Below are 20,204 nucleotides of genomic sequence, written 5' to 3'. Positions count from 1 at the left end.
TCACTGTTCGGCCTGACCAGCTTCTTCCGCCGCCTCGGCTTCCAATGCCTGGCGGGCCGCTTCGGCCTCCGCTTCGGCCTGGGCCGCAGCTTCGGCGGCTATGGCGCGGTAGGCGGCGACATTCTGCTGGTGCTGGGCATAGGTCTCGGCAAAGACGTGGCCTTCTTTCGGCGTCGCCCCCTTGGCTACGAAGTAGAGATATTCGTGGCTGTCGGGGTTGGCGACGGCGCGCAGCGCCTCGATGCCGGGATTGGCAATCGGGGTGGGTGGCAGACGGTCGATCTGATAGGTGTTGTAGGCCGTCTTTTCCTCGATTTCGGAGCGGCGAATGCCCCGATCGAGCGTCGATTGGCCCAGCGTGATGCCATAGATGATCGTTGGGTCCGATTGCAGGCGCATCTTGGTGCGCAGGCGATTGACGAATACGGCGGCAATCTGCGGACGCTCGGAGGCAACGCCGGTTTCCTTCTCCACGATGGAGGCGAGGATCAGCAATTCGGCCGGCGACGCGAGCGGCAAGTCCGGCTGGCGCGTCTCCCAGACTTCGGCAAGGGCCTGCGTCATGGCCAGCTGCATTTTTTCAAGCACGGACTGACGACTATCGCCCGGCATGTAATCGTAGCTGCCGGGCAGGATTGAGCCTTCGGGCGGCAATTGGCCGATCACCCCCGTCAGGCGGTCATCGGCATTGATGCGCTGAATGGCCTGCCAGACGGTCCAACCCTCGGGAATAACCACCGCATAGCGCAACGGATTGCCCTCGGTGAGTTCCTTATAGACGTCGGCCATGCTGGCATGGGCAGGAACGATGAAATCGCCCGCCTTGATGATGGTGCTGTTTTCGACGCGAGTGCCGAACTGGCTGAAAATCATCGAATTGCCGATGATGCCCTGTTCTTCGAGGCGCGTTGCGGTGCTCGACAGCGAGGCTCCGGCTTCGACGCGGAAGACCCGCTCCTCGTTGAGGGGGCCTTCGCCATAATATTGGCTGGCGACGAATAGCAGGCCGCCGGCGACGACGACGAGCCCGATGACCAGCAAGGTCAAAAGGCCGTTGAGGATGTCGATCAGGGCATTGCCGGAACGACGGCGGCGCCGTTTTTTGCGGTCATTCATCGTGCAGCATCACTCGCAATGGGCCATGCAGAAGCCGGGATGGCCTTACTTGATTATATTTTGAGTCAAACTGTGGCGAAGCGCCGACAAAGACAAGGGGCACAAGGCGGTTAAGCGCCTTGTGCCCCTTACAATTCGTGGAAAAGTTTAGAACATGTCCGGTCTGGCGGAATTGTTCTCTCCCCTTCGTCACCACCCGCGTGATCCAGCGATGACCAGGGGGAAAAGGATTGCCCGGTCCTCGGATCAAGTCCGAGGATGGCCGGGCAAAGACGATGGGACGGAGGGGGTCTAGCTGACCTTGCGCATCACCAGCGAAGCATTGGTGCCGCCGAAGCCGAAGCTGTTGGACAGAGCCACGTTGATTTCTTTCTTGAATGCCGTGTGTGGCACAAGATTGATCTCGGTCTCAACGGACGGATTGTCCAGATTGAGGGTCGGCGGGGCAATGCCGTCACGCATGGCGAGCAGGCAGAAAATGGCTTCCACGGAACCGGCGGCACCCAGCAGGTGGCCGACGGCGGATTTGGTGGAGCTCATCACCGTATTGGGTGCGGCAGCGCCCAGGACGCGCGTCACCGCGCCCAGTTCGATTTCGTCACCCAGCGGCGTCGAGGTGCCGTGCGCATTGATATAATCGATCTCGGACGGCGAAATACCGGCGCGCTTGATCGCCGCGCTCATGGCGCGGAAGCCGCCATCGCCATCCGGCGAGGGGGCGGTGATGTGGTAGGCATCGCCGGAAAGGCCATAGCCGATCACTTCGCCATAAATCTTGGCGCCACGGGCCTTGGCCCGCTCGTAATCTTCCAGCACGACAATGCCGGCGCCCTCGCCCATGACGAAACCATCGCGGTCCTTGTCATAGGGCCGCGAGGCGGCGGTGGGATTGTCGTTGAAGCCGGTGGACAGGGCGCGGGCGGCGGAGAAGCCAGCCAGCGACAACCTGTTGACGCAGCTTTCCGTGCCGCCGGCGACCATCACATCCGCATCGCCAAGGGCGATGAGGCGGGCGGCGTCGCCGATGGCGTGGGCGCCCGTCGAACAGGCGGTGACCACGGAATGGTTGGGCCCCTTGAGTCCGAAACGGATCGACACATGGCCAGAGGCCAGGTTGATCAGGCGTCCCGGAATGAAGAAGGGAGAAATGCGGCGCGGACCCTTTTCATGGAGGGTGACGGAAGCATCATAGATGCCGCCGACGCCACCAATGCCCGAGCCGATCAGAACGCCGGTGCGTTCCTGTTCCTCGGGGGTCTTGGGCTCGACGCCCGCATCCTGAATAGCCTGGGTGGCGGCAGCCATGGCATAGACGATGAACGCATCGACCTTGCGCTGCTCCTTCACCTCCATCCATTCGTCGGGGTTGTACTTGCCATCGGCATAGTCCCCGAGCGGAATGCGGTGGGCGATCTGGCAGGCGATATCGTCGATCTGGAAATCGTCGATGCGCTTGGCGCCGCTCTTGCCTGCGAGAATATTGGCCCAGGTGGGCTCAACACCACAGCCAAGAGGCGTGACAAGCCCCAGTCCAGTGACGACGACTCGGCGCAATTCCATGGTCCGCGGCCTATCCCAGCTCTTAGCTGGTCGCCTTGGTCAGGAAAGCGACGGCATCGCCGAAAGTCTGGATCGACTCGGCAGCGTCGTCGGGGATCTCGACGGAGAATTCTTCCTCGAAAGCCATCACCAGCTCGACCTGATCCAGGGAGTCGGCGCCCAGATCATCGATGAAGCTGGCCTTTTCAGTGACCTTCTCGGCGTCAACATTAAGGTGTTCCACAACGATCTTGCGAACCCGATCAGCGACATCGCTCATATTTGACTTCCCTTTTAGAAATCGAAGTTTCGTTCCGCTTCTTATTGGCGATAAACCAATTCTTCAAGCGGGATTGGCTTGCCGGAGGCAGTGTAGGCGTCCCGAAGAACACCTGCAAGGCGGCCCGGCAAGGGTAAACGGGGCGCGAGGTAACACGTTTCCCCGCAAATAGCCAATCGTGATTTGCCCGGTTTCCAAGGCTTTTGGGTGGAAAAGTCCATCCGGGAACGTGAGAAATGGGCCAAATCGCCCATCCCACGCAGCGCGTCACCCTCGGGCTCGCCCCGTGGCAGGCGGGGCGCTCCGCCATTCGAGCATGGCCATGGGGGCCATGATGGCTCAGATCATCGCCATGCCGCCATTCACATTGAGCGTGTGGCCGGTGATATAGGCAGCGGCGTCGCTGGCGAGGAACAAGGCGCAACCGGCGATTTCCTGAGCCGTGCCCAGACGGCCGGCGGGAACCGAGGACAGAATCGCGTCGCGCTGCTTGTCGTTGAGTTCATCGGTCATGGCCGAAGCGATGAAGCCGGGGGCGATGGAATTGACGGTGATATTGCGGCTGGCCACTTCATGGGCCAGGGCCTTGTTCATGCCGATCAGACCAGCCTTGGAGGCGGCATAATTGCCCTGCCCCGGATTGCCCATGACGCCGACCACCGAGGAAATGCCGATGATGCGGCCCCAGCGGGCCTTCATCATGCCGCGCAGCACCGCCCGGTTGAGATGAAAGGCCGCCGTCAGGTTGACGGCGATGACGTCGTCCCATTCCTCGTCCTTCATGCGCATGAAGAGATTGTCGCGCGTCATGCCGGCATTGTTGACCAGAATATCGACACCGCCCATCGCCGCCTCGGCAGCGGGAACCAGCTTGTCCACCTCGTCAAGCCGGGACAGGTTGGCGGTCAGAATCGGACAATCCTTGCCGATGGCATTGGCCGTCTCTTCCAGCGCGCCGACACGGGTGCCCGAGAGGGCGACAGTGGCGCCGGCAGCTGCGAGCGCCTTGGCGATTTCGCGGCCGATACCGCCGCTGGCGCCGGTAACAAGGGCGCGTTTACCAGTCAGATCAAACATTTAGGGCCTCTTGCGAGAAACAGGAATCAAGCGCTTGATGGAGAGATTCAAGCATTGAATTGTGCGGCGAAGGCGTCGATGTCGGCTGGGGTACCGATGGCTTGTGCCGTGGCCTCGGGGGCGATGCGCTTTGCGAGTCCGGTCAGAACCTTTCCGGCCCCCAGCTCAACCAGATTGGTAACGCCGCCAGCACCGGTGAGCCAGGTGACGCTCTCGGTCCAGCGGACCACGCCGGTGACCTGCTCGACCAGACGCCGGCGAATCTCGGCCGGATCGGAAATCGGGGCAGCGAGAACGTTGGAGACGACCGGGACGCAAGGCGCGTGCATCGCTACTTCGGCGAGCGCCGCTTGCATAGCATCGGCGGCGGGCTGCATCAGCGCGCAATGGAACGGGGCGCTCACCGGCAGCAGCAGCGCGCGCTTGGCCCCCTTGCCCTTGGCGATCTCGACGGCCCGCTCGACAGCAGCAGTGGCCCCGGACACCACGACCTGGCCGGGCGCATTGTCATTGGCGACGTCGCAGACCTCGCCCTGCCCGGCTTCGGCGGCAATTGCCCTGGCGGTTTCCAGATCAAGGCCCAGCAGCGCCGCCATGGCGCCATGACCGACCGGGACGGCCTTCTGCATGGCCTGTCCCCGGGTGCGCAGCAGACGGGCCGCGTCGGCGAGCGAGAAGGTGCCGGCGGCGCAGAGGGCGGAATATTCACCCAGCGAATGCCCGGCGACATATTTCGCGTGGTCCTTGAGGAAAACGCCCTTCGATTCCAGGACGCGGGTCACGGCGACGCTGACGGCCATCAGTGCGGGCTGGGCATTCTCGGTCAGGCGAAGAATATCCTCGGGGCCTTCGAACATGGTGGCCGACAGGCGCTCGCCCAAAGCCTCGTCAACCTCCTGAAACACGGCCCGCGCCTCCGGATGGGCGGCGGCAAGATCCTTGCCCATGCCGACGGCCTGGCTGCCCTGCCCCGGGAAAGTGAATGCGGTAACGGACATCTGTCGTCCCCCTCTGGCTCGCTGAATGCCGCACTTGTCTAACATAGCGCGCGCTTTGCCTGCGGCTTTGCCGTCTGCGTGTGGCGGAGTCAAGGCGGGCAACGAAAGGCCAAAGCAACCATGGGGCCCAAGAGACTGCCACGAAGTGGAAAGCCAAGGGCGTCGATCTAAAAACTTAACTTATGCTTGGCATGCTTTCCATTGATGTGAACTGCGGCAATCGGAGTCCATAAATGGGTGGAGAACCAGGAGCCCGGAAAAAGCTGGACGTGATACCACGGCAGGCCATGGGCGAGTCCCTGGTCATCGGACTGCTGATTTTCGGCGCCTGCATGCTCGGAATTTATACGAGGCTGATTCTATCCCTCGCCAGCATCTGGCCAGCCAATGCGATCCTGCTGGCTATCCTGCTCTGTCGCCCCTCCGCAAATCGCCCGATGACATGGCTGGCGGCTGCCACCGCCCTCATGGCGGCCGACCTGCTTTCCGGCAGCGACCTGCTCGCATCCGCCCTGCTCAACGGCGCCAATCTCGCCACCGTAGTCGGCGGGGTCATTGCCGCGCGCCTGATCGACCGGGAGGACATTTTCACCCCCAGCCCCAATAATGCGATGGCCGTCGTCGTCATCCTGGTCGTTGGGGCAGCATGTTCGTCGCTCGCGGGCGCCTTTGTCGGCCCATTTCTGTTCGGCATGAACTGGCCGGACGCCACCCTGCTCTGGTTCACCAGTGAATTCGTCAATCTGGCGATCTTCGTGCCGGTCATCCTGGCCTTTACGTCGTCGAACAGAAACGAACTGCGTCTGCTGTCACGCCGCGAAACTGAAGCGCTGAAGCAACTCGCAGCCATAGCCCCCCTGCTCGGCTCCATCGCACTCATGCACATGATCGGCGGGCCGGGGGCATCGAGCTATGTGGTGCCGAGTCTATTGTCGTGTGCCGTGATCTTTCTGCCGTTCGCCAGCGCCATACTGACAATGTTCACCTGCACCTGGATCCTGATCGTCGCGCCTTTGGGACTGATCCCGCTCAATTTCGACCTCAGCGCCGAGTCGGACGCCTCCTCGTTCCGTCTCGGCGTCAGCATGATCTCGATCGGCGTGTTTATGGTTTCATCCATCAACGCCGCGTGGCGGCGGACCAACGAGCAATTGCAGCATATGGCTGCGCACGATTCGTTGACAGGATTGGCCAATCGCGGCGCGTTCATGCAAAGCCTGAGCCAGCAACTCGCCAAGCCCGGCCATGAGAAAACCAGCCTGCTGATGATCGACGTCGATCATTTCAAGTCAACCAATGATACACATGGCCACCCGATGGGCGACCTGGTCCTGCAGGAACTGGCCCGGACGCTACGATCGACTTTGCGGCAAGGATCCGTTGCCGGTCGACTGGGGGGCGAGGAATTCGGCGTCATCGTCGACGGGCCGCAAGCCAGCGCCGGAATGGCGGTGGCGCAACGAGTCCATGCTGCGATCAGTGCCATACGGATTCCCACCGAAACCGGCGGCAATCTGACGATCTCGGTCAGCATCGGGCTGGCCGAAGCCTATGCGGGCACATCGGCCGACCAATTGTTCACTGCCAGCGACACGGCGCTCTACGCCGCCAAGCATGCGGGCCGCAACCGCATCGTCGCGCTGGGCGATGCCCCAGCTCCGCAGCAGGCACCGCGCGCGCAGGTTGCGAAGGCCAGGAAGCGCAGGGGCGAGCGGCACCCCGCCTGACTTGCCAATCCCGCCGCCTTGCTCTATAGCGCCGCCAGCAATTCGTTTGGCCGGGGGCTGAACGGAGGGTTTTTCCTTTTGGAGAAATAGGGTCTTTCGGACCCGGCCTCCCGTGTTCCCGCTCTTTGCAAGACTGCTTTGACGCCTTTCCGGCTTCGAAGGGGCTCCGCGCCAGGCATTGCGTATCGAAACCGAAAGGAAGGCGCATCAATGGCCCTTTACGAACACATTTTCCTCGCTCGCCAGGACGTGTCCCAGCAGCAGGTCGAGGAATTGACCACTGCCCTGACCGACATTCTCGCCCAGGGCGGCGGCAAGGTGACCAAGAACGAATATTGGGGCCTCAAGGGTCTCTCCTACCGCATCCGCAAGAACCGCAAGGCGCACTATACCCTGCTCAACATCGAAGCCGCTCCGGCTGCCGTTGCTGAAATGGAACGCCAGATGCGCATCAATGAAGACATCCTGCGCTTCATGACCGTGCGTGTCGACGAACTGGAAGAAGGCCCCTCGGCCATGATGCAGAAGCGCGACCGCGATGACCGCGATGGCGCTCCGCGCGGTGGCGACCGTGGCGGCTTCTCGGGCGAACGCCGCCCCCGTCGGTTCTAAGATAAAGGAACAGGATAAATGGCTATCAAAGACCTTACCACTTCCCAGGCCCGCCGCCCGTTCCAGCGTCGTCGCAAGACCTGCCCGTTCTCGGGCGAAGGCGCACCCAAGATCGACTACAAGGACGTGCGCCTGCTCTCGCGCTACGTTTCCGAGCGCGGCAAGATCGTGCCGAGCCGCATCACCGCCGTTTCCGCCAAGAAGCAGCGTGAACTGGCCCGCGCCATCAAGCGCGCCCGTTTCATCGGCCTGATGCCCTACGCAGTTCAGTAAGAACTACGCCCTTCCTCTATCGGCATTGCCCGGCTCGTCTGGGCAATCCAGAGGATGGCAGAATGGACCACCCGCACAAGCCGGGTGGTGATGAAGGTTGAGGGGTCGGATGGCTTCTCAACCTAAAGCGTCCGGAGGACGCAAAGCTGGGGACGTGAATGGTTCACATCTCCTAACCGCCCCAGAGGCGGGACAGCCAAAGGAAAAAGCAAATGAAAGTCATTCTGCTCGAACGTATCGGCCGCACCGGCGGTATCGGCGCCGAAGTCAATGTGAAGGACGGCTTTGCCCGTAACTTCCTGCTTCCCCAGGGCAAGGCCCTGCGCGCCACCGAAGCCAACCGCAAGCGTTTCGAAAACGAGCGCGCTCACATCGAGCAGCGCAATGAAGAGCGCCGCAATGCCGCCGCCGGCGTCGCCGAAGGCCTCAATGGCACCACCGTCGTCCTGATCCGTCAGGCCGGCGAAACCGGCCAGCTCTATGGTTCGGTCGCTGCCCGCGACGTCGTGGAAGCCCTTGCCGGCGAAGGCTTCACCGTTCAGCGCAACCAGGTCGACCTGGCCGAGCCGATCAAGTCGGTCGGCGTGCACAGCGTCGCCCTGTCGCTGCACCCCGAAGTCGCCGTCTCGATCATCGTCAACGTCGCCCGCTCGGCCGACGAAGCCGAACGTCAGGCCGCCGGTGAAGACGTCACCGTGCATCATTTCGAAGCCGATGAAGGTGGCGATTTCGCCGCCGGCCAGGCCGATGCCGCCCAGGACGACCGTTTCGAAGACTGAATTCTTCGCGCGAGCGTTGAATTTTAAAGGCCGGGCCCTGTGCCCGGCCTTTTGCCGTATAAGGGACAGAATCGGTTCAATAGCCCCGCAAGCCTGCACGATCACAATCCCCGTTGTCCCCGCTGTTCACATGGAACGTTTGCGGTACATTAACCCTCGCAAGTTAGGGCGAGTCTTGTTCGAGACTCGCGCCGAGGCGCGTGGTTAAGAAAGGTTAATACCCACCGAGTTCATCATGGCCGAGATCGCACGCATTCACCCCGCTGAGGAAAAATCCTTCCGCACGGCCCCCCACAACGTGGATGTGGAACAGGCGCTGTTGGGCGCCATCCTGATCAACAACGACGCCTTCTATCGCGTCGCCGACTTCCTGATGCCGGAGCATTTCTACGAGCCAATCCACCGCGAGATTTATGAGCTGGCGGGCAAGATCATCCGCGCCGGCAAGGCAGCGGAACCGGCGACGCTCAAGACCCACCTGCCCGACCAGCTGCTGCCCGACGTCACCATGATGCAATATCTGTCGCGGCTGGCAGCGGAAGCGACCACGGTGCTCAACGCCGCAGACTACGGGCAGGCCATCTACGATCTCGCCATTCGCCGCAACCTGATCCAGGTGGGCGAGGAAATGGTGTCGGTCGCCTATGATGCCGATGTCGAGATGACCCCTGTCAAGCAGATCGAGAAGGTAGAGGGCGAACTGTTCCAACTGGCCGAGAAGGGCCGCTATGACGGCGGCTTCCAGCCGTTCGGCGCCGCGCTCAGCGCCTCGATCCAGATGGCCGGCGAAGCCTTCCAGCGCGACGGCGGGCTCTCGGGCGTCGCCACCGACCTGCACGACCTCGACCGGCAGATGGGCGGCCTGCAGCGCAGCGACCTGATCATTCTCGCGGGTCGCCCGGCCATGGGCAAGACCTCGCTGGTGACCAATATCGCCTATAACGTCGCCAAGGCCTGGCGCGGCGAGGTGACGCCGGACGGGCATTCCAAGACCGTCAATGGCGGCCAGGTCGGCTTTTTCAGCCTCGAAATGAGTTCCGAACAGCTCGCCACCCGTATCCTGGCCGAGCAGGCGGAAATCTCCTCGTCCGACATCCGCCGCGGCCGCATCCATGACAACCAGTTTTCCAAGCTGGTGGATGTTTCCAACATGATGAGCAAGGTTCCACTGTTCATCGACGACACGGGCGGCATTTCGGTGGCCCAACTGGCGGCCCGCGCCCGCCGGCTCAAGCGGCAGAAGGGGCTCGACCTTTTGATCGTGGACTATTTGCAGCTGCTGTCCGGCTCCTCCAAGGCGTCGAGCCAGAACCGCGTGCAGGAATTGACCGAGATCACGACGACGCTCAAGGCGCTGGCCAAGGAGCTGGAAGTGCCGATCATCGCGCTCAGCCAGCTCTCCCGCCAGGTCGAAGCGCGCGACGACAAGCACCCGCAACTGGCGGATCTACGCGAATCGGGGTCTATCGAGCAGGACGCCGACGTGGTTCTGTTCGTGTACCGCGAAGAATATTATCTCAAAAACAAGGAGCCCAAGGAGGGAACGCCCGAACATCTGGCCTGGCAGGGGGAAATGGAAAAGGTGCACGGCAAGGCGGAAGTCATCATCGCCAAGCAGCGCCACGGTCCCACCGGCACGGTGCAGTTAAGCTTCGAGGCGCAATTTACCCGCTTTGGTAACCTTGCTCGGGCAGACTACCTGCCCGAACGCATGGAATAGGCATGACGCTGACATCCGGCCTTGGCGGCCAATTGAGCATCGATCTGGGGGCTTTGGCCCGCAACTGGCGCGCCCTCGACAAGGTGAGCGCGGGCGCTTTGACGGCCGCCGTGGTCAAGGCCGATGCCTATGGCACCGGCATCGACATGACCAGCAGAGCCTTGCATGCGGCGGGCGCGCGCTTCTTCTTCGTGGCAACGCCCGATGAGGGCATTGCCGTGCGGGCCGCCGTGCCGGACGCGCACATCTTCGTGCTTTACGGGCTCTATCCGGGCGCGGCCAATCTCTATATCCGGCAAAACCTGATGCCGGTCCTGTCCTCCATGTCCATGCTGGAGGAATGGCTCGCCAAATGCGTCGAGCGCAACGAGGCCTATCCTGCCGGGTTCCATTTCGACACCGGCATCAACCGGCTGGGCTTCCGGCTGAATGAAGCAGCTTTGGTGCGCGAGCGCATCGACGCGCTGGGCTATGCGCCGCAGATGATCATGAGCCATCTGGCCTGCGCAGATATTCCCAATCACGAGAAGAACCGCACGCAATTGGCGCTGTTCGGTTCGGTGCGCTCACAATTCCCCACCATTCCGGCATCGCTGGCCAATTCGGCGGGACTGATGAGCGGGCGCGACTATCATTTCCAGATGGTGCGCCCAGGCGTAGCGCTTTATGGCGGGCGGGCTGTCACTGGGCGCAAGAACCCGATGCAGCCGGTGGTGACGCTGCATGTGCCGATCCTGCAGATCACCGAGGCGCGCACCGGCGAAAGCGTAGGCTATGGCGCGACCTATACACTCAACCGCAATTCGCGACTCGCCGTGCTCGGCTATGGCTATGCGGATGGATTTTTCCGCACCATGTCCGGCACCAACCAGCATCCGGGCGGCAAAGTCTTCATTCGCGGCAAGGCCTGCCCGGTCGTCGGGCGGATTTCGATGGACCTGACGATCGTCGACGTCACCGAACTGGGCTCCGATCTGCCCGATCCAGGCGAGGGCGCGGAAGTTCTGGGGCCGAATATCGGCATCGACGAGCAGGCCGAGCTGGGCGGCACGATCGGCTATGAAATCCTCACCAGCCTCAAGGGGCGGTATAGCCGGAACTATGTCGGAGACGGACGGCTGCCGGAATAGTCGCCGCTGACGGCGCCGGCTCGCATCCGGTTTGCATTCCAGAGGGCGCGTGATAAAGCTGCGCCCGATTTAGAACGCATCGACGGCTGGCCATGTCCAACGAAAATATCTTCCGCGAAATTGACGAGGAACTGCGCTCCGACCGCATGCGGGCACTGTGGCGCCGGTTTGCGCCCTTCGTGATCGGCGGCGCCATCGCTATCGTCGGGCTCGTGGCCGCGAATGAGGGCTGGAGCTGGTACACCAAGAGCCAGTCGTCGCAATCCTCCGAGCAGCTCTATGCGGCGCTGGACACTGCTGGGCAAGGCGACCTCGCCGCCGCGCAGGCCAAGCTCGAGCAATTGATGAAAGACGGTTCGGGCGGCTACCCGGTTCTGGCCGAGTTCCGCAAGGCGGCGTTGCTGGCCGAGCAGGACGACATTCCCGCCGCAATCGCCGCCTATGACGCGCTGGCCAATAGCCAGTCCAATATGCGCCTGCGCGAACTGGCTTTGCTGCTGGCGGGCAATCTTCTGGTCGACAATGGCTCGCTGGCCGATGTGGAGGCTCGCATCGCCACCCTCGCGACCGATGACGGCCAGTTTCGCCGCATCGCCCGTGAATTGCTGGGTCTGGCTGAATACAAGGCCGGCAATTTCACTGCTGCCGAAGCGCGGTTCCAATCCGTGCTCGATGATCCGCTGGCCGATGCGAATATTCGCAACCGCATGGCCTATTACATGGCGCAGATGCTGTCCGCCGGTACGGCGAGCGCACCGGCAGCCGATCAGGCCGAAACGCCCGCTTCCGGCGAGCCAGCCACCGAATAATCCGGCCTCGCCGAAGGGAATATCGCCATGACGGTCACGTTAGCCATTGTCGGCCGTCCCAATGTGGGCAAGTCCACCCTGTTCAACCGGCTGGTGGGCCGCAAGATCGCGCTGGTCGACGACACGCCCGGCGTCACCCGCGACCGCCGCGAGGCCGAGGGACATATCGCCGACCTGACCTTCCGTGTACTCGACACGGCGGGCTATGAGGACGTGCGCGATGGCAGCCTCGAAGACCGGATGCGCCAGCAGACCGAATTGGCGATTCAGGAAGCCGACATCATCCTGTTCATGATCGACGCCAGGGCCGGAGTCACTCCGCTCGACCAGCGCTTCGCCCAGGTGCTGCGCAAGGCGGGCAAGGGCGTGCATCTGGTCGGCAACAAGGCCGAGAGCAAGGCCGCCGAGGCCGGTCTGGTCGAAGCGTTCAAACTGGGTTTCGGCGAGCCCATCGCGCTGTCCGCCGAGCATGGACTGGGCCTGTCCGAACTCTATTCCATCGTTTCGGCCGCCATTGACCGCGCCGCCGAAAAGAAGGCCGAGGATGAAGCGCGCTCGGGCGCCGTGGACGATCTCGATATTCTTCCCGAAGTCGATGTCGATATTACCCCCGACATGCTCGAAGGCGAGGGCGAAGACGCCACGCTGCGCTGGAATCCGCGCCGCTATCTCAACGTGGCCATTGTCGGACGCCCCAATGCGGGCAAGTCCACGCTGGTCAATCGAATGGTGGGCGAAGATCGCGTTCTGGTCGGCCCCGAGGCCGGCATTACCCGCGATTCCATTCTCGTGCCGTGGGAATGGGAAGGCCGCACCATCAATCTGGTGGACACAGCCGGCATACGCCGCCGCTCCCGCGTGCAGGAAAAGCTCGAAAAGCTGGCCGTGGGCGATAGCCTGCGTTCCATCCAATATGCCGAAGTCGTCGTGCTGCTGCTCGACGCCACCATTCCCTTCGAGAAACAGGATCTGGCTTTGGCCGATCTGGTGGAGCGCGAAGGGCGCGCCATGGTCATCGCGCTCAATAAGTGGGATCTGATCGAGGACAAGAACAAGGCTCTTGCCGAATTGCGGGAAGCCTGTGAGCGCCTGCTGCCGCAGATCAGGGGCGTGCCGCTGGTGACGCTCTCCGGCCTGACCGGACGCAATATCGACAAGCTCATGGACGCCATCTTCGCCATCGAGCGGAGCTGGAACGCCCACGTCTCCACCTCGCGGCTCAATCGCTGGCTGGCGGGCATGCTTGAAGGCCATCCGCCTCCGGCAATCTCGGGCCGGCGTCTCAAGATGCGCTATATGACGCAGGCCAAGACACGACCGCCCAGCTTCATCGTGTTCGCCTCCCGGCCCGACGCCGTACCGGCCTCGTATCAGCGCTATCTGGTCAACGGGCTGCGCGAGGCCTTCGACATGCCGGGTACACCGATCCGTCTCTGGATCCGGGGCGGCAAGAATCCCTACGCCAACAAGAAATAACAAGGGTAGCAAAGGCGTCTCGGCGCCTCTAATCCCTTGTTATATCGCGTTTCTATCCCGCAAAACTGTTTCAACTTTTGCGGGAAATGCCCGATCCGCCCATTCGCCTATTCACATAGCCACGATCTTCCTTATATTGCACGGCGTCGTAGCACCCCGCCATTGGTCGCGGCGTGCCAACATTGCACTTTGTTGCTTACAGAAATCCTCATCGTCGTCGTTCTGATTCTCGTGAACGGCGCTCTGGCCATGTCTGAACTGGCCGTCGTATCTTCCCGTCCCGCGCGTCTCAAGGTTTTGGCCGATCAAGGCAATAAGGGCGCCGCACAGGCCATCAAGTTGGCCGAAAATCCGGGCAAGTTCCTCTCCTCCGTGCAAATCGGCATCACCCTGGTCGGCATTCTCGCGGGTGCCTTTTCGGGCGCCACGCTGGGCCTGCGCCTCGCCGAGATCCTGCGCGTGTCCGGCCTGACATCGGGCATTGCCGATGTGATGGGCACCGGTGTCGTCGTGGTCGCCATCACCTATGTCACCCTGATCCTGGGTGAACTGGTGCCCAAGCAAGTCGCCCTGCGCAATCCCGAGGGTGTTGCCTCCCGCGTTGCCGGTCCCATGACCATGCTGGCGCTGGTCGGCACGCCGATCGTCTGGTTTCTCGACATTTCCGGCAAGTTCGTCCTGCGCCTACTGGGCCAAAGTGGCCAGGCCGAAGAATCGGTGACCGAAGAAGAGGTCCGCACTATCATCGCCGAGGCCACTACGGCGGGCATTTTCGAAACCGAAGAACATTCGATGATTTCAGGCGTCATGCGCCTGGCCGACCGTTCCGCACGCGGGATCATGACGCCGCGTCTTGATGTGGAAGTGGTCGATGTCGAGGATTCCTACGAGGAAAACCTCAAGACCATTCTCTCAAGCAGCCATTCGCGCATCCTGGTTCAGGAGGGCGATGCCGATTCCATTCTCGGCGTGCTGTCGTTGTCCGACCTGCTTCCGGCGCTGGCGGCAGGGCAGCAGCCTGACCTGCGCAAGCTGGTGCGGCCGGTGCCGGTGGTCATGGAACATGCGGATGCGCTCGACGTTATCGACGCGCTGCGCAAGGTCAGTGCCCAATTGGCGCTGGTGGTGGATGAATATGGCCATTTCGAAGGCATCATCACCTTTGGCGACGTGCTGGAAGTCATAACCGGCGTCTACAACGAGGAGCCCGGCGACGAACCGGCTGTCGTCGAGCGCGAGGATGGCTCCTGGCTCGTGGCCGGCTGGATGCCGGTGGACGATTTCCGCGAGCGCTTCCGGGTGCCCGTCCCCAAGGACGCGCGCTACGAGACCTTGGCGGGCTATGTGTTGGCCAGCATCAACCACCTGCCGGTCGTGGGCGAGACCTTCGAGCGCGATGGCTGGCGGTTCGAAGTGGTGGACCTCGATGGCCACCGCATCGACAAGGTGCTGATTGCGCCCCTGGTCGTGCCGAGTTGAGACATAGTGGAGCGGCGGGAGCCTGACTTACCCCCTGCCCTGCCCGATCAAATGAAAAGGCCCGGAGCGATCCGGGCCATTTTCATAAGGTTATGCCGAACCAGACAGCGCCGCCGCCGACCGGTAGTCGGTTGAAGCCGCTGCGGCTCCAGAAAGCGATGCCGCCCTCGTTGGTGGCGCTGGCGCCCAGGTGAATGCCGCGCACACCAGCCGATCTTGCCTGATCGATCCACATGTCGAGCAGTTTCGTGCCGATCCGCTGCCCGCGCAGACGCGGCAGCAGGTTCATGTGGATATGCGCCGGATAAGGTTCAACCAGTTCCGCCGGCGAGCCATGCGGCTGCATGATGGTGGCGATCCGGCCCCGATCCATATCGGTCATGCCCCGCGCATTGGCGTAATGCTGGCGCAGTTGCGGCCACCATTCCGCTTCCAGCTTCTGAGAAAAGCGCACGCTGTCATGGGTGCCGACGACATAGCCGGCCACGCCGTCCTCGTCTTCGGCGACAAAGACATTGTTCGGCTCCAGCGCGCCATAGGGGGCCGAATAAATATGCCCGAGCAGAAGCGGATCATTATGCAGCGGCGTGGCGTCGCGGCCGGCATCGCCGGTTTCGAGGCAGATGCGATAGAGCGCATCGAGATCGTCGGGACGATAGGCGCGCAGAATGACCACGATCAGATGGCTTCGAACTTGCCGGTCGCCATGTCGAACAGCTTACCATGCTCTTGCAGCGCCGGGCTCAGCAGATCGATGAGCAGCGGCGCCACGGCCTCGGGCGTGGGCAGCGTTTCAGGGTTCTCGCCCGGCATGGCCTTGGCGCGCATGGCGGTGCGCACCGCGCCGGGATAAAACAGATTGGTCCGGACATTGGTCTGCACGACCTCACCGGCATAGGATTTGATCATGGCGTCCAGTGCCGCCTTGCTCGCGGCGTAGAGCCCCCAGAACGGGCGGGCGGACCGCGCCGAGGACGAGGACACGAACACCGCACGTCCGGCTTCGGACTGGCGCAACAGCAGGTCGAGCGAGCGCAGCAGCCGGTAATTGGCGGTGACGTTGACCGCCAGAACCTTGTCGAAATCATCGGGCTTGATATGGGCGACCGGGCTCAGCACGCCTAATTGGCCTGCATTGGCCACCAGGCCGTCCAGATGTCCCCAGCGCTCGAAAATCGCCGCGCCCAGCCGGTCGATGGCCTCGCCGTCGCGCAGGTCAAGCGGAACCAGGGTGGTGGAGCCGCCGAGCTTCTGGATTTCGTCGTCGAGGTCTTCGAGCCCGCCCACGGTGCGGGCTACGGCGATCACATGGGCGCCACGCCGAGCCGCCTCAAGCGCCGCCGCGTAGCCGATGCCCCGCGAGGCGCCCGTAACCAGTACGTTCCGGCCTTCCAGTTCGTTATTTTCGGTCATTAGCCAGCTTCCTTGAGCAGCGACACCTGCTTGGGATCGCTCATGGTCCTGCCATTGAGATCGGTCAAGTGCGTCGGATAGTCGCCCGTAAAGTAATGGTCGGTGAATTGCGGCGCCTTGGGGTCGCGACGGACGCCCCCTACGGCCTCGTAAAGCCCGTCAATGGAGAGAAATTGCAGCGAATCCGCACCGATATAGCGGCACATCGCATCGAGGTCCGCATATTGATTGGCCAGCAGCTTGTCGGGGTCCGGCGTGTCGATGCCGTAATAGTCCGAGTGGAAGATCATCGGGCTGGCGACGCGAATATGCACTTCCGTAGCGCCTGCGTCGCGGATCATCTGCACGATCTTGATCGAGGTCGTGCCGCGCACGATGGAATCGTCGATCAGCACCACGCGCTTGCCGGCGATTTCGGCGCGGTTGGCCGAATGCTTGAGGCGCACGCCGAAGGCGCGGATCTGCTGGGTCGGCTCGATGAAGGTGCGGCCCACATAATGATTGCGGATGATCCCCAATTCGAACGGAATGCCGCTCTGCTGGGCATAGCCGATCGCAGCCGGGGTGCCGCCATCGGGCACCGGCACAACCACATCGGCCTCTACCGGCGCTTCCTTGGCCAGATTGATGCCCATGTTCTTGCGCGCCTTGTAGACGCTGCGGCCCGAAACCATGGAATCGGGGCGCGCGAAATAGACATATTCGAACAGGCATGGCCGCTCGGGCGTCTTGCGGGCAGGCTTACGCTCTTCCACACTGATCGAGCCATCGGGCTGGAGTTCGCAGACGATGACTTCGCCGTTTTCCACGTCGCGGATATATTTCGCACCGATAATGTCGAGGGCGCAGGTTTCCGAGCAGAAGATCGGCTTGCCGTCGAGTTCGCCCATGACCAGCGGCCGGATGCCGACCGGGTCGCGCGCCGCAATCAGCTTGGTGCGGGTCATGGCCAGCATGGCATAGCCGCCTTCCATCTGACGGATGGCGTCGATGAAGCGGTCGGTGCTGGAGGAGTGACGCGACCGCGCAATCAGATGCAGCACCACTTCGGTGTCCGAGGTGGACTGGCAGATCGCGCCGGTGGCGATGATCTGGCGGCGCAGCGTCAGGCCATTGGTGAAATTGCCGTTATGCGCGATGGCGATGCCGCCCACTTCCAGCTCCGCGAACAGCGGCTGCACATTGCGCAGCGCCACTTCGCCGGTGGTGGAATAGCGGGTATGGCCGATGGAGATATTGCCGGGCAGCTTCGCCAGCACGGCGGGGTCGGTATAGTGATCGCCCACCAGGCCCATGCGCTTTTCCTGGCGGAATTGCTGGCCGTCGAAGCTGACAATACCGGCGGCTTCCTGCCCGCGATGCTGCAAGGCATGCAGGCCCAGGGCGGTAAGCGTCGACGCATCGTCATGCCCTAAAATGCCAAACACGCCGCACTCTTCATGCAGCGTGTCGCCATCGAGATTGAAATCGTCATCGAAGCTGCGATGCGTCACGGGAGGCTCCATGCGAAAGACTGCGGATGGCTGGCAGGCCAATAGCGCATTTTCCCGCCGGCCAGCAATCACAAGTATGGTCGGTCGGCAGGCAGAAGGCGGATGCGGTGCCCGCCATGCTCATCCATCAGGCTGGCGGATCGATCACCGGGTCGGAGGGATCCACCGTCGTCAGGTTCGGATCGACGTCCCCACCGTCCTGGGGCGCGGCAGATGTCGCCGGCTCGTCGCTGAGATTGGCGCCGCCGCCCTTGAGAATATCGGTCACCTGCTGCTCGAGCCCTTCGGGCAGCATGGAAATCAGCGTGTCGCCCATATTCCGCAGATGCGGCAGAGTCTGCGCCTTGGCGGCCCAATCGGGCAGGTTATTAGGCAGCAGCCACAGGCCGAAAATGGTGATGACGATGGCAATGAGAATGCCGCGCAGCACCCCGAAGACGAAACCCAGTGTGCGGTCGATCGGCCCGATGCGGCTGTCCACCACGAAATCGGCGATGCGCATGGTCAACAGGTGCAGCACGATCAACGCCAGGATGAAGGTGACCACCACCGTGGCGATGTCGGCCACGACCGGCTCGGCAATATATTGCCGGGCAATGTCGGGGTGATAATACAGCATATAGACGGCGATGGCGGCGGAGCCGGCCCAGGTCGCCAGCGACAGCACTTCGCGGGTCAGCCCCCGCGCCGTGGCCAGTATCGCCGAGATCAGCACCAGCACACCCACACCAACGTCAAACGCTGTCAGCATATGTTTTCGCCTGTTTTCGAGCCGCCGGGCCAATTGCGGCGACCATTAAACACTTTAGCGGGCGCTGCCAAGGCCAACCTCCGGGCCGCACTCGAATCTCACTGGAAACTGATTATTTACCATGAATCGTGCTCCGGCTCGGGAATCGGGCGCTTGCCCTGCGCGGCGATGCGGCTGACCATGTCGCTCAATTGGGCATATTCGGTGACATCGAGGCCATTGTTGCGGTCAGCCTTGCCCAGCTTGCCCGTCACCACCGAACCAAAGCCCAGCTTCTGAGCCTCGCGCAGCCGCAAGGCGCCATGCACAACGGGGCGCACGCCACCCGCCAGCGAGATTTCTCCGAAATAGACCGCATCGGCCGGCAGGGGCGAACCGGTCAGCGAGGAAATCAGCGCCGCGGCCACGGCAAGGTCCGCCGCCGGCTCGTTGATCTTCAGCCCGCCTGCGACATTGAGATAGATGTCGTTGGCGCCGATCCGCACCCCGCAGCGCGTTTCCAGCACGGCCAGAACCATGGAAAGACGCGAGGAATCCCAGCCCACCACGGCCCGGCGCGGCGTGCCGAGCGGAGATGGCGCCACCAAAGCCTGGATTTCGATGAGCAGCGGCCTTGTGCCTTCCATGCCCGCGAACACTGCCGAGCCCGCCGCGTCCTTGTCGCGCTGGTCGAGAAACAACGCCGAAGGGTTGGCCACCTGTTCGAGCCCGCGCTCGGTCATGGCGAAGACGCCGATCTCGTCGGTCGCGCCATAGCGATTCTTCACCCCGCGCAGGATGCGGAAGGTGTGGCTGCTGTCGCCTTCGAAATAGAGCACGGCATCGACCATGTGCTCGACCACGCGCGGCCCGGCGATCTGACCATCCTTGGTGACATGGCCGACCAGCACCACCGCCGCGCCGCTCTTTTTGGCAAAGCGCGTCAATGCCTGGGCCGAGGTGCGCACCTGGGTCACGGTTCCCGGCGCCGAATCCACCCTGTCGGTCCACAGCGTCTGGATGGAATCGATGATCACCAGATCGGGCGGCGGCCCGCCCTCAAGCGTGGCGAGAATGATCTCGACATTGGTTTCGGCGGCCAGCAGCACGCCGGCATCGCCCAGGCCCAGCCGCTGCGCCCTGAGCCGCACCTGCGCCACCGCCTCCTCGCCCGAGACATAGACGACGCGCTTGCCCTTATTGGCCAAAGCCGCCGCCGATTGCAGCAGCAGCGTGGATTTGCCGATCCCCGGATCGCCGCCCACCAGCAACGCCGAGCCCTTGACGAAGCCGCCGCCGGTTACCCGATCCAGCTCCACAAGGCCGGTGACGACGCGCGCCGCGCTCTCGGTTTCGCCGGACAGCGGCACCAGATTGGTCGGCCGGCCATTGGATTTGGCGGCCTTGGGGCCGGCGCCGACGCCCGAATCTACAATCTCCTCGACGATGGAATTCCATTCGCCACAGGCATCGCATCGCCCCTGCCAGCGGCTCGAAACCGCGCCGCAGGACTGGCAGAGGAATTGGGATCGGTTCTTGGCCATGTCGTCTTC

The 20,204-nt window shown here is 62.7% G+C and carries 19 protein-coding genes; 9 read left to right on the top strand and 10 right to left on the bottom strand.

Annotated elements, in window-relative coordinates; translation table 11 throughout:
• From mltG to fabD, 5 genes are all read right to left on the bottom strand, one after another.
• The gene (gene mltG / locus H0482_RS15070; RefSeq protein ID WP_193730885.1) at positions 1–1,116 is read right to left on the bottom strand and encodes an endolytic transglycosylase MltG; all 1,116 of its coding nucleotides are present in this window, start codon (positions 1,114–1,116) and stop codon (positions 1–3) included.
• Between the two features lie 291 nt (positions 1,117–1,407).
• Complete coding sequence (fabF, locus tag H0482_RS15065) at positions 1,408–2,670, bottom strand: beta-ketoacyl-ACP synthase II (RefSeq protein ID WP_193730914.1); 1,263 nt, start codon at positions 2,668–2,670, stop codon at positions 1,408–1,410.
• A 28-nt stretch (positions 2,671–2,698) separates the two neighbouring features.
• Positions 2,699–2,935, bottom strand: coding sequence for an acyl carrier protein (locus tag H0482_RS15060; protein WP_046103861.1), 237 nt, complete (start codon positions 2,933–2,935; stop codon positions 2,699–2,701).
• Positions 2,936–3,274: 339 nt separating this feature from the next.
• On the bottom strand, positions 3,275–4,012 hold the full coding sequence (gene fabG / locus H0482_RS15055; RefSeq protein ID WP_193730884.1) for a 3-oxoacyl-[acyl-carrier-protein] reductase: 738 nt from the start codon (positions 4,010–4,012) through the stop codon (positions 3,275–3,277).
• Between the two features lie 47 nt (positions 4,013–4,059).
• On the bottom strand, positions 4,060–5,010 hold the full coding sequence (gene fabD / locus H0482_RS15050; RefSeq protein WP_193730883.1) for an ACP S-malonyltransferase: 951 nt from the start codon (positions 5,008–5,010) through the stop codon (positions 4,060–4,062).
• Positions 5,011–5,243: 233 nt separating this feature from the next.
• Here fabD and H0482_RS15045 point away from each other — a divergent pair, with 233 nt between their 5' ends.
• The 9 genes from H0482_RS15045 (at position 5,244) to H0482_RS15005 (ending at position 15,015) form a co-directional block, all read left to right on the top strand.
• A complete protein-coding gene (locus H0482_RS15045) occupies positions 5,244–6,737 on the top strand; it encodes a GGDEF domain-containing protein (RefSeq protein ID WP_193730882.1) in 1,494 nt (497 codons plus the stop codon).
• A 210-nt stretch (positions 6,738–6,947) separates the two neighbouring features.
• The gene (rpsF, locus tag H0482_RS15040) at positions 6,948–7,349 is read left to right on the top strand and encodes a 30S ribosomal protein S6 (RefSeq protein ID WP_193730881.1); all 402 of its coding nucleotides are present in this window, start codon (positions 6,948–6,950) and stop codon (positions 7,347–7,349) included.
• Positions 7,350–7,367: 18 nt separating this feature from the next.
• Positions 7,368–7,622 carry a 30S ribosomal protein S18 gene (gene rpsR / locus H0482_RS15035; protein ID WP_067450285.1) on the top strand — a complete coding sequence of 85 codons (255 nt, stop codon included), beginning with the start codon at positions 7,368–7,370 and terminating at the stop codon, positions 7,620–7,622.
• A 212-nt stretch (positions 7,623–7,834) separates the two neighbouring features.
• The gene (gene rplI, locus H0482_RS15030) at positions 7,835–8,401 is read left to right on the top strand and encodes a 50S ribosomal protein L9 (protein WP_193730880.1); all 567 of its coding nucleotides are present in this window, start codon (positions 7,835–7,837) and stop codon (positions 8,399–8,401) included.
• A gap of 235 nt (positions 8,402–8,636) precedes the next feature.
• Positions 8,637–10,121: a replicative DNA helicase gene (locus tag H0482_RS15025; RefSeq protein ID WP_193730879.1), complete on the top strand. Its 1,485-nt coding sequence runs from the start codon at positions 8,637–8,639 to the stop codon at positions 10,119–10,121.
• A gap of 2 nt (positions 10,122–10,123) precedes the next feature.
• Positions 10,124–11,251, top strand: a complete 1,128-nt coding sequence (gene alr / locus H0482_RS15020; protein WP_193730878.1) for an alanine racemase — start codon at positions 10,124–10,126, stop codon at positions 11,249–11,251.
• A gap of 92 nt (positions 11,252–11,343) precedes the next feature.
• Entirely contained in the window at positions 11,344–12,060 is a 717-nt protein-coding gene (locus H0482_RS15015) for a tetratricopeptide repeat protein (RefSeq protein ID WP_193730877.1), read from the top strand.
• Positions 12,061–12,087: 27 nt separating this feature from the next.
• Complete coding sequence (der, locus tag H0482_RS15010; RefSeq protein ID WP_193730876.1) at positions 12,088–13,536, top strand: ribosome biogenesis GTPase Der; 1,449 nt, start codon at positions 12,088–12,090, stop codon at positions 13,534–13,536.
• A 192-nt stretch (positions 13,537–13,728) separates the two neighbouring features.
• Positions 13,729–15,015 carry a hemolysin family protein gene (locus tag H0482_RS15005; RefSeq protein ID WP_193730913.1) on the top strand — a complete coding sequence of 429 codons (1,287 nt, stop codon included), beginning with the start codon at positions 13,729–13,731 and terminating at the stop codon, positions 15,013–15,015.
• An 82-nt stretch (positions 15,016–15,097) separates the two neighbouring features.
• On the opposite strand, the gene H0482_RS15000 is transcribed toward H0482_RS15005, so the two are convergent.
• The 5 genes from H0482_RS15000 to radA form a co-directional block, all read right to left on the bottom strand.
• A complete protein-coding gene (locus H0482_RS15000) occupies positions 15,098–15,691 on the bottom strand; it encodes a GNAT family N-acetyltransferase (protein ID WP_193730875.1) in 594 nt (197 codons plus the stop codon).
• 2 nt (positions 15,692–15,693) lie between these two features.
• Complete coding sequence (locus H0482_RS14995) at positions 15,694–16,428, bottom strand: SDR family NAD(P)-dependent oxidoreductase (RefSeq protein ID WP_193730874.1); 735 nt, start codon at positions 16,426–16,428, stop codon at positions 15,694–15,696.
• Positions 16,428–17,921: an amidophosphoribosyltransferase gene (purF, locus tag H0482_RS14990; RefSeq protein WP_407925741.1), complete on the bottom strand. Its 1,494-nt coding sequence runs from the start codon at positions 17,919–17,921 to the stop codon at positions 16,428–16,430. The genes H0482_RS14995 and purF overlap by 1 nt, the downstream gene beginning before the upstream one ends.
• A 127-nt stretch (positions 17,922–18,048) precedes the next feature.
• The gene (locus tag H0482_RS14985) at positions 18,049–18,672 is read right to left on the bottom strand and encodes a CvpA family protein (RefSeq protein ID WP_193730872.1); all 624 of its coding nucleotides are present in this window, start codon (positions 18,670–18,672) and stop codon (positions 18,049–18,051) included.
• A gap of 116 nt (positions 18,673–18,788) precedes the next feature.
• Positions 18,789–20,195, bottom strand: a complete 1,407-nt coding sequence (radA, locus tag H0482_RS14980) for a DNA repair protein RadA (protein ID WP_193730871.1) — start codon at positions 20,193–20,195, stop codon at positions 18,789–18,791.
• Positions 20,196–20,204: the final 9 nt, after the last annotated feature.

Source organism: Devosia faecipullorum (assembly GCF_015158295.1).
Classification (GTDB): domain Bacteria; phylum Pseudomonadota; class Alphaproteobacteria; order Rhizobiales; family Devosiaceae; genus Devosia; species Devosia faecipullorum.
This window is presented reverse-complemented; position numbering and strand designations above follow the sequence as displayed.

Coding starts and splice junctions, on each gene's coding strand:
- mltG (WP_193730885.1), bottom strand. CDS start 1,116: ATGAATGACCGCAAAAAACGGCGCCGCCGTCGTTCCGGCAATGCCCTG.
- H0482_RS15060 (WP_046103861.1), bottom strand. CDS start 2,935: ATGAGCGATGTCGCTGATCGGGTTCGCAAGATCGTTGTGGAACACCTT.
- fabG (WP_193730884.1), bottom strand. CDS start 4,012: ATGTTTGATCTGACTGGTAAACGCGCCCTTGTTACCGGCGCCAGCGGC.
- fabD (WP_193730883.1), bottom strand. CDS start 5,010: ATGTCCGTTACCGCATTCACTTTCCCGGGGCAGGGCAGCCAGGCCGTC.
- H0482_RS15045 (WP_193730882.1), top strand. CDS start 5,244: ATGGGTGGAGAACCAGGAGCCCGGAAAAAGCTGGACGTGATACCACGG.
- rpsF (WP_193730881.1), top strand. CDS start 6,948: ATGGCCCTTTACGAACACATTTTCCTCGCTCGCCAGGACGTGTCCCAG.
- rpsR (WP_067450285.1), top strand. CDS start 7,368: ATGGCTATCAAAGACCTTACCACTTCCCAGGCCCGCCGCCCGTTCCAG.
- rplI (WP_193730880.1), top strand. CDS start 7,835: ATGAAAGTCATTCTGCTCGAACGTATCGGCCGCACCGGCGGTATCGGC.
- H0482_RS15025 (WP_193730879.1), top strand. CDS start 8,637: ATGGCCGAGATCGCACGCATTCACCCCGCTGAGGAAAAATCCTTCCGC.
- alr (WP_193730878.1), top strand. CDS start 10,124: ATGACGCTGACATCCGGCCTTGGCGGCCAATTGAGCATCGATCTGGGG.
- H0482_RS15015 (WP_193730877.1), top strand. CDS start 11,344: ATGTCCAACGAAAATATCTTCCGCGAAATTGACGAGGAACTGCGCTCC.
- der (WP_193730876.1), top strand. CDS start 12,088: ATGACGGTCACGTTAGCCATTGTCGGCCGTCCCAATGTGGGCAAGTCC.
- H0482_RS14995 (WP_193730874.1), bottom strand. CDS start 16,428: ATGACCGAAAATAACGAACTGGAAGGCCGGAACGTACTGGTTACGGGC.
- H0482_RS14985 (WP_193730872.1), bottom strand. CDS start 18,672: ATGCTGACAGCGTTTGACGTTGGTGTGGGTGTGCTGGTGCTGATCTCG.
- radA (WP_193730871.1), bottom strand. CDS start 20,195: ATGGCCAAGAACCGATCCCAATTCCTCTGCCAGTCCTGCGGCGCGGTT.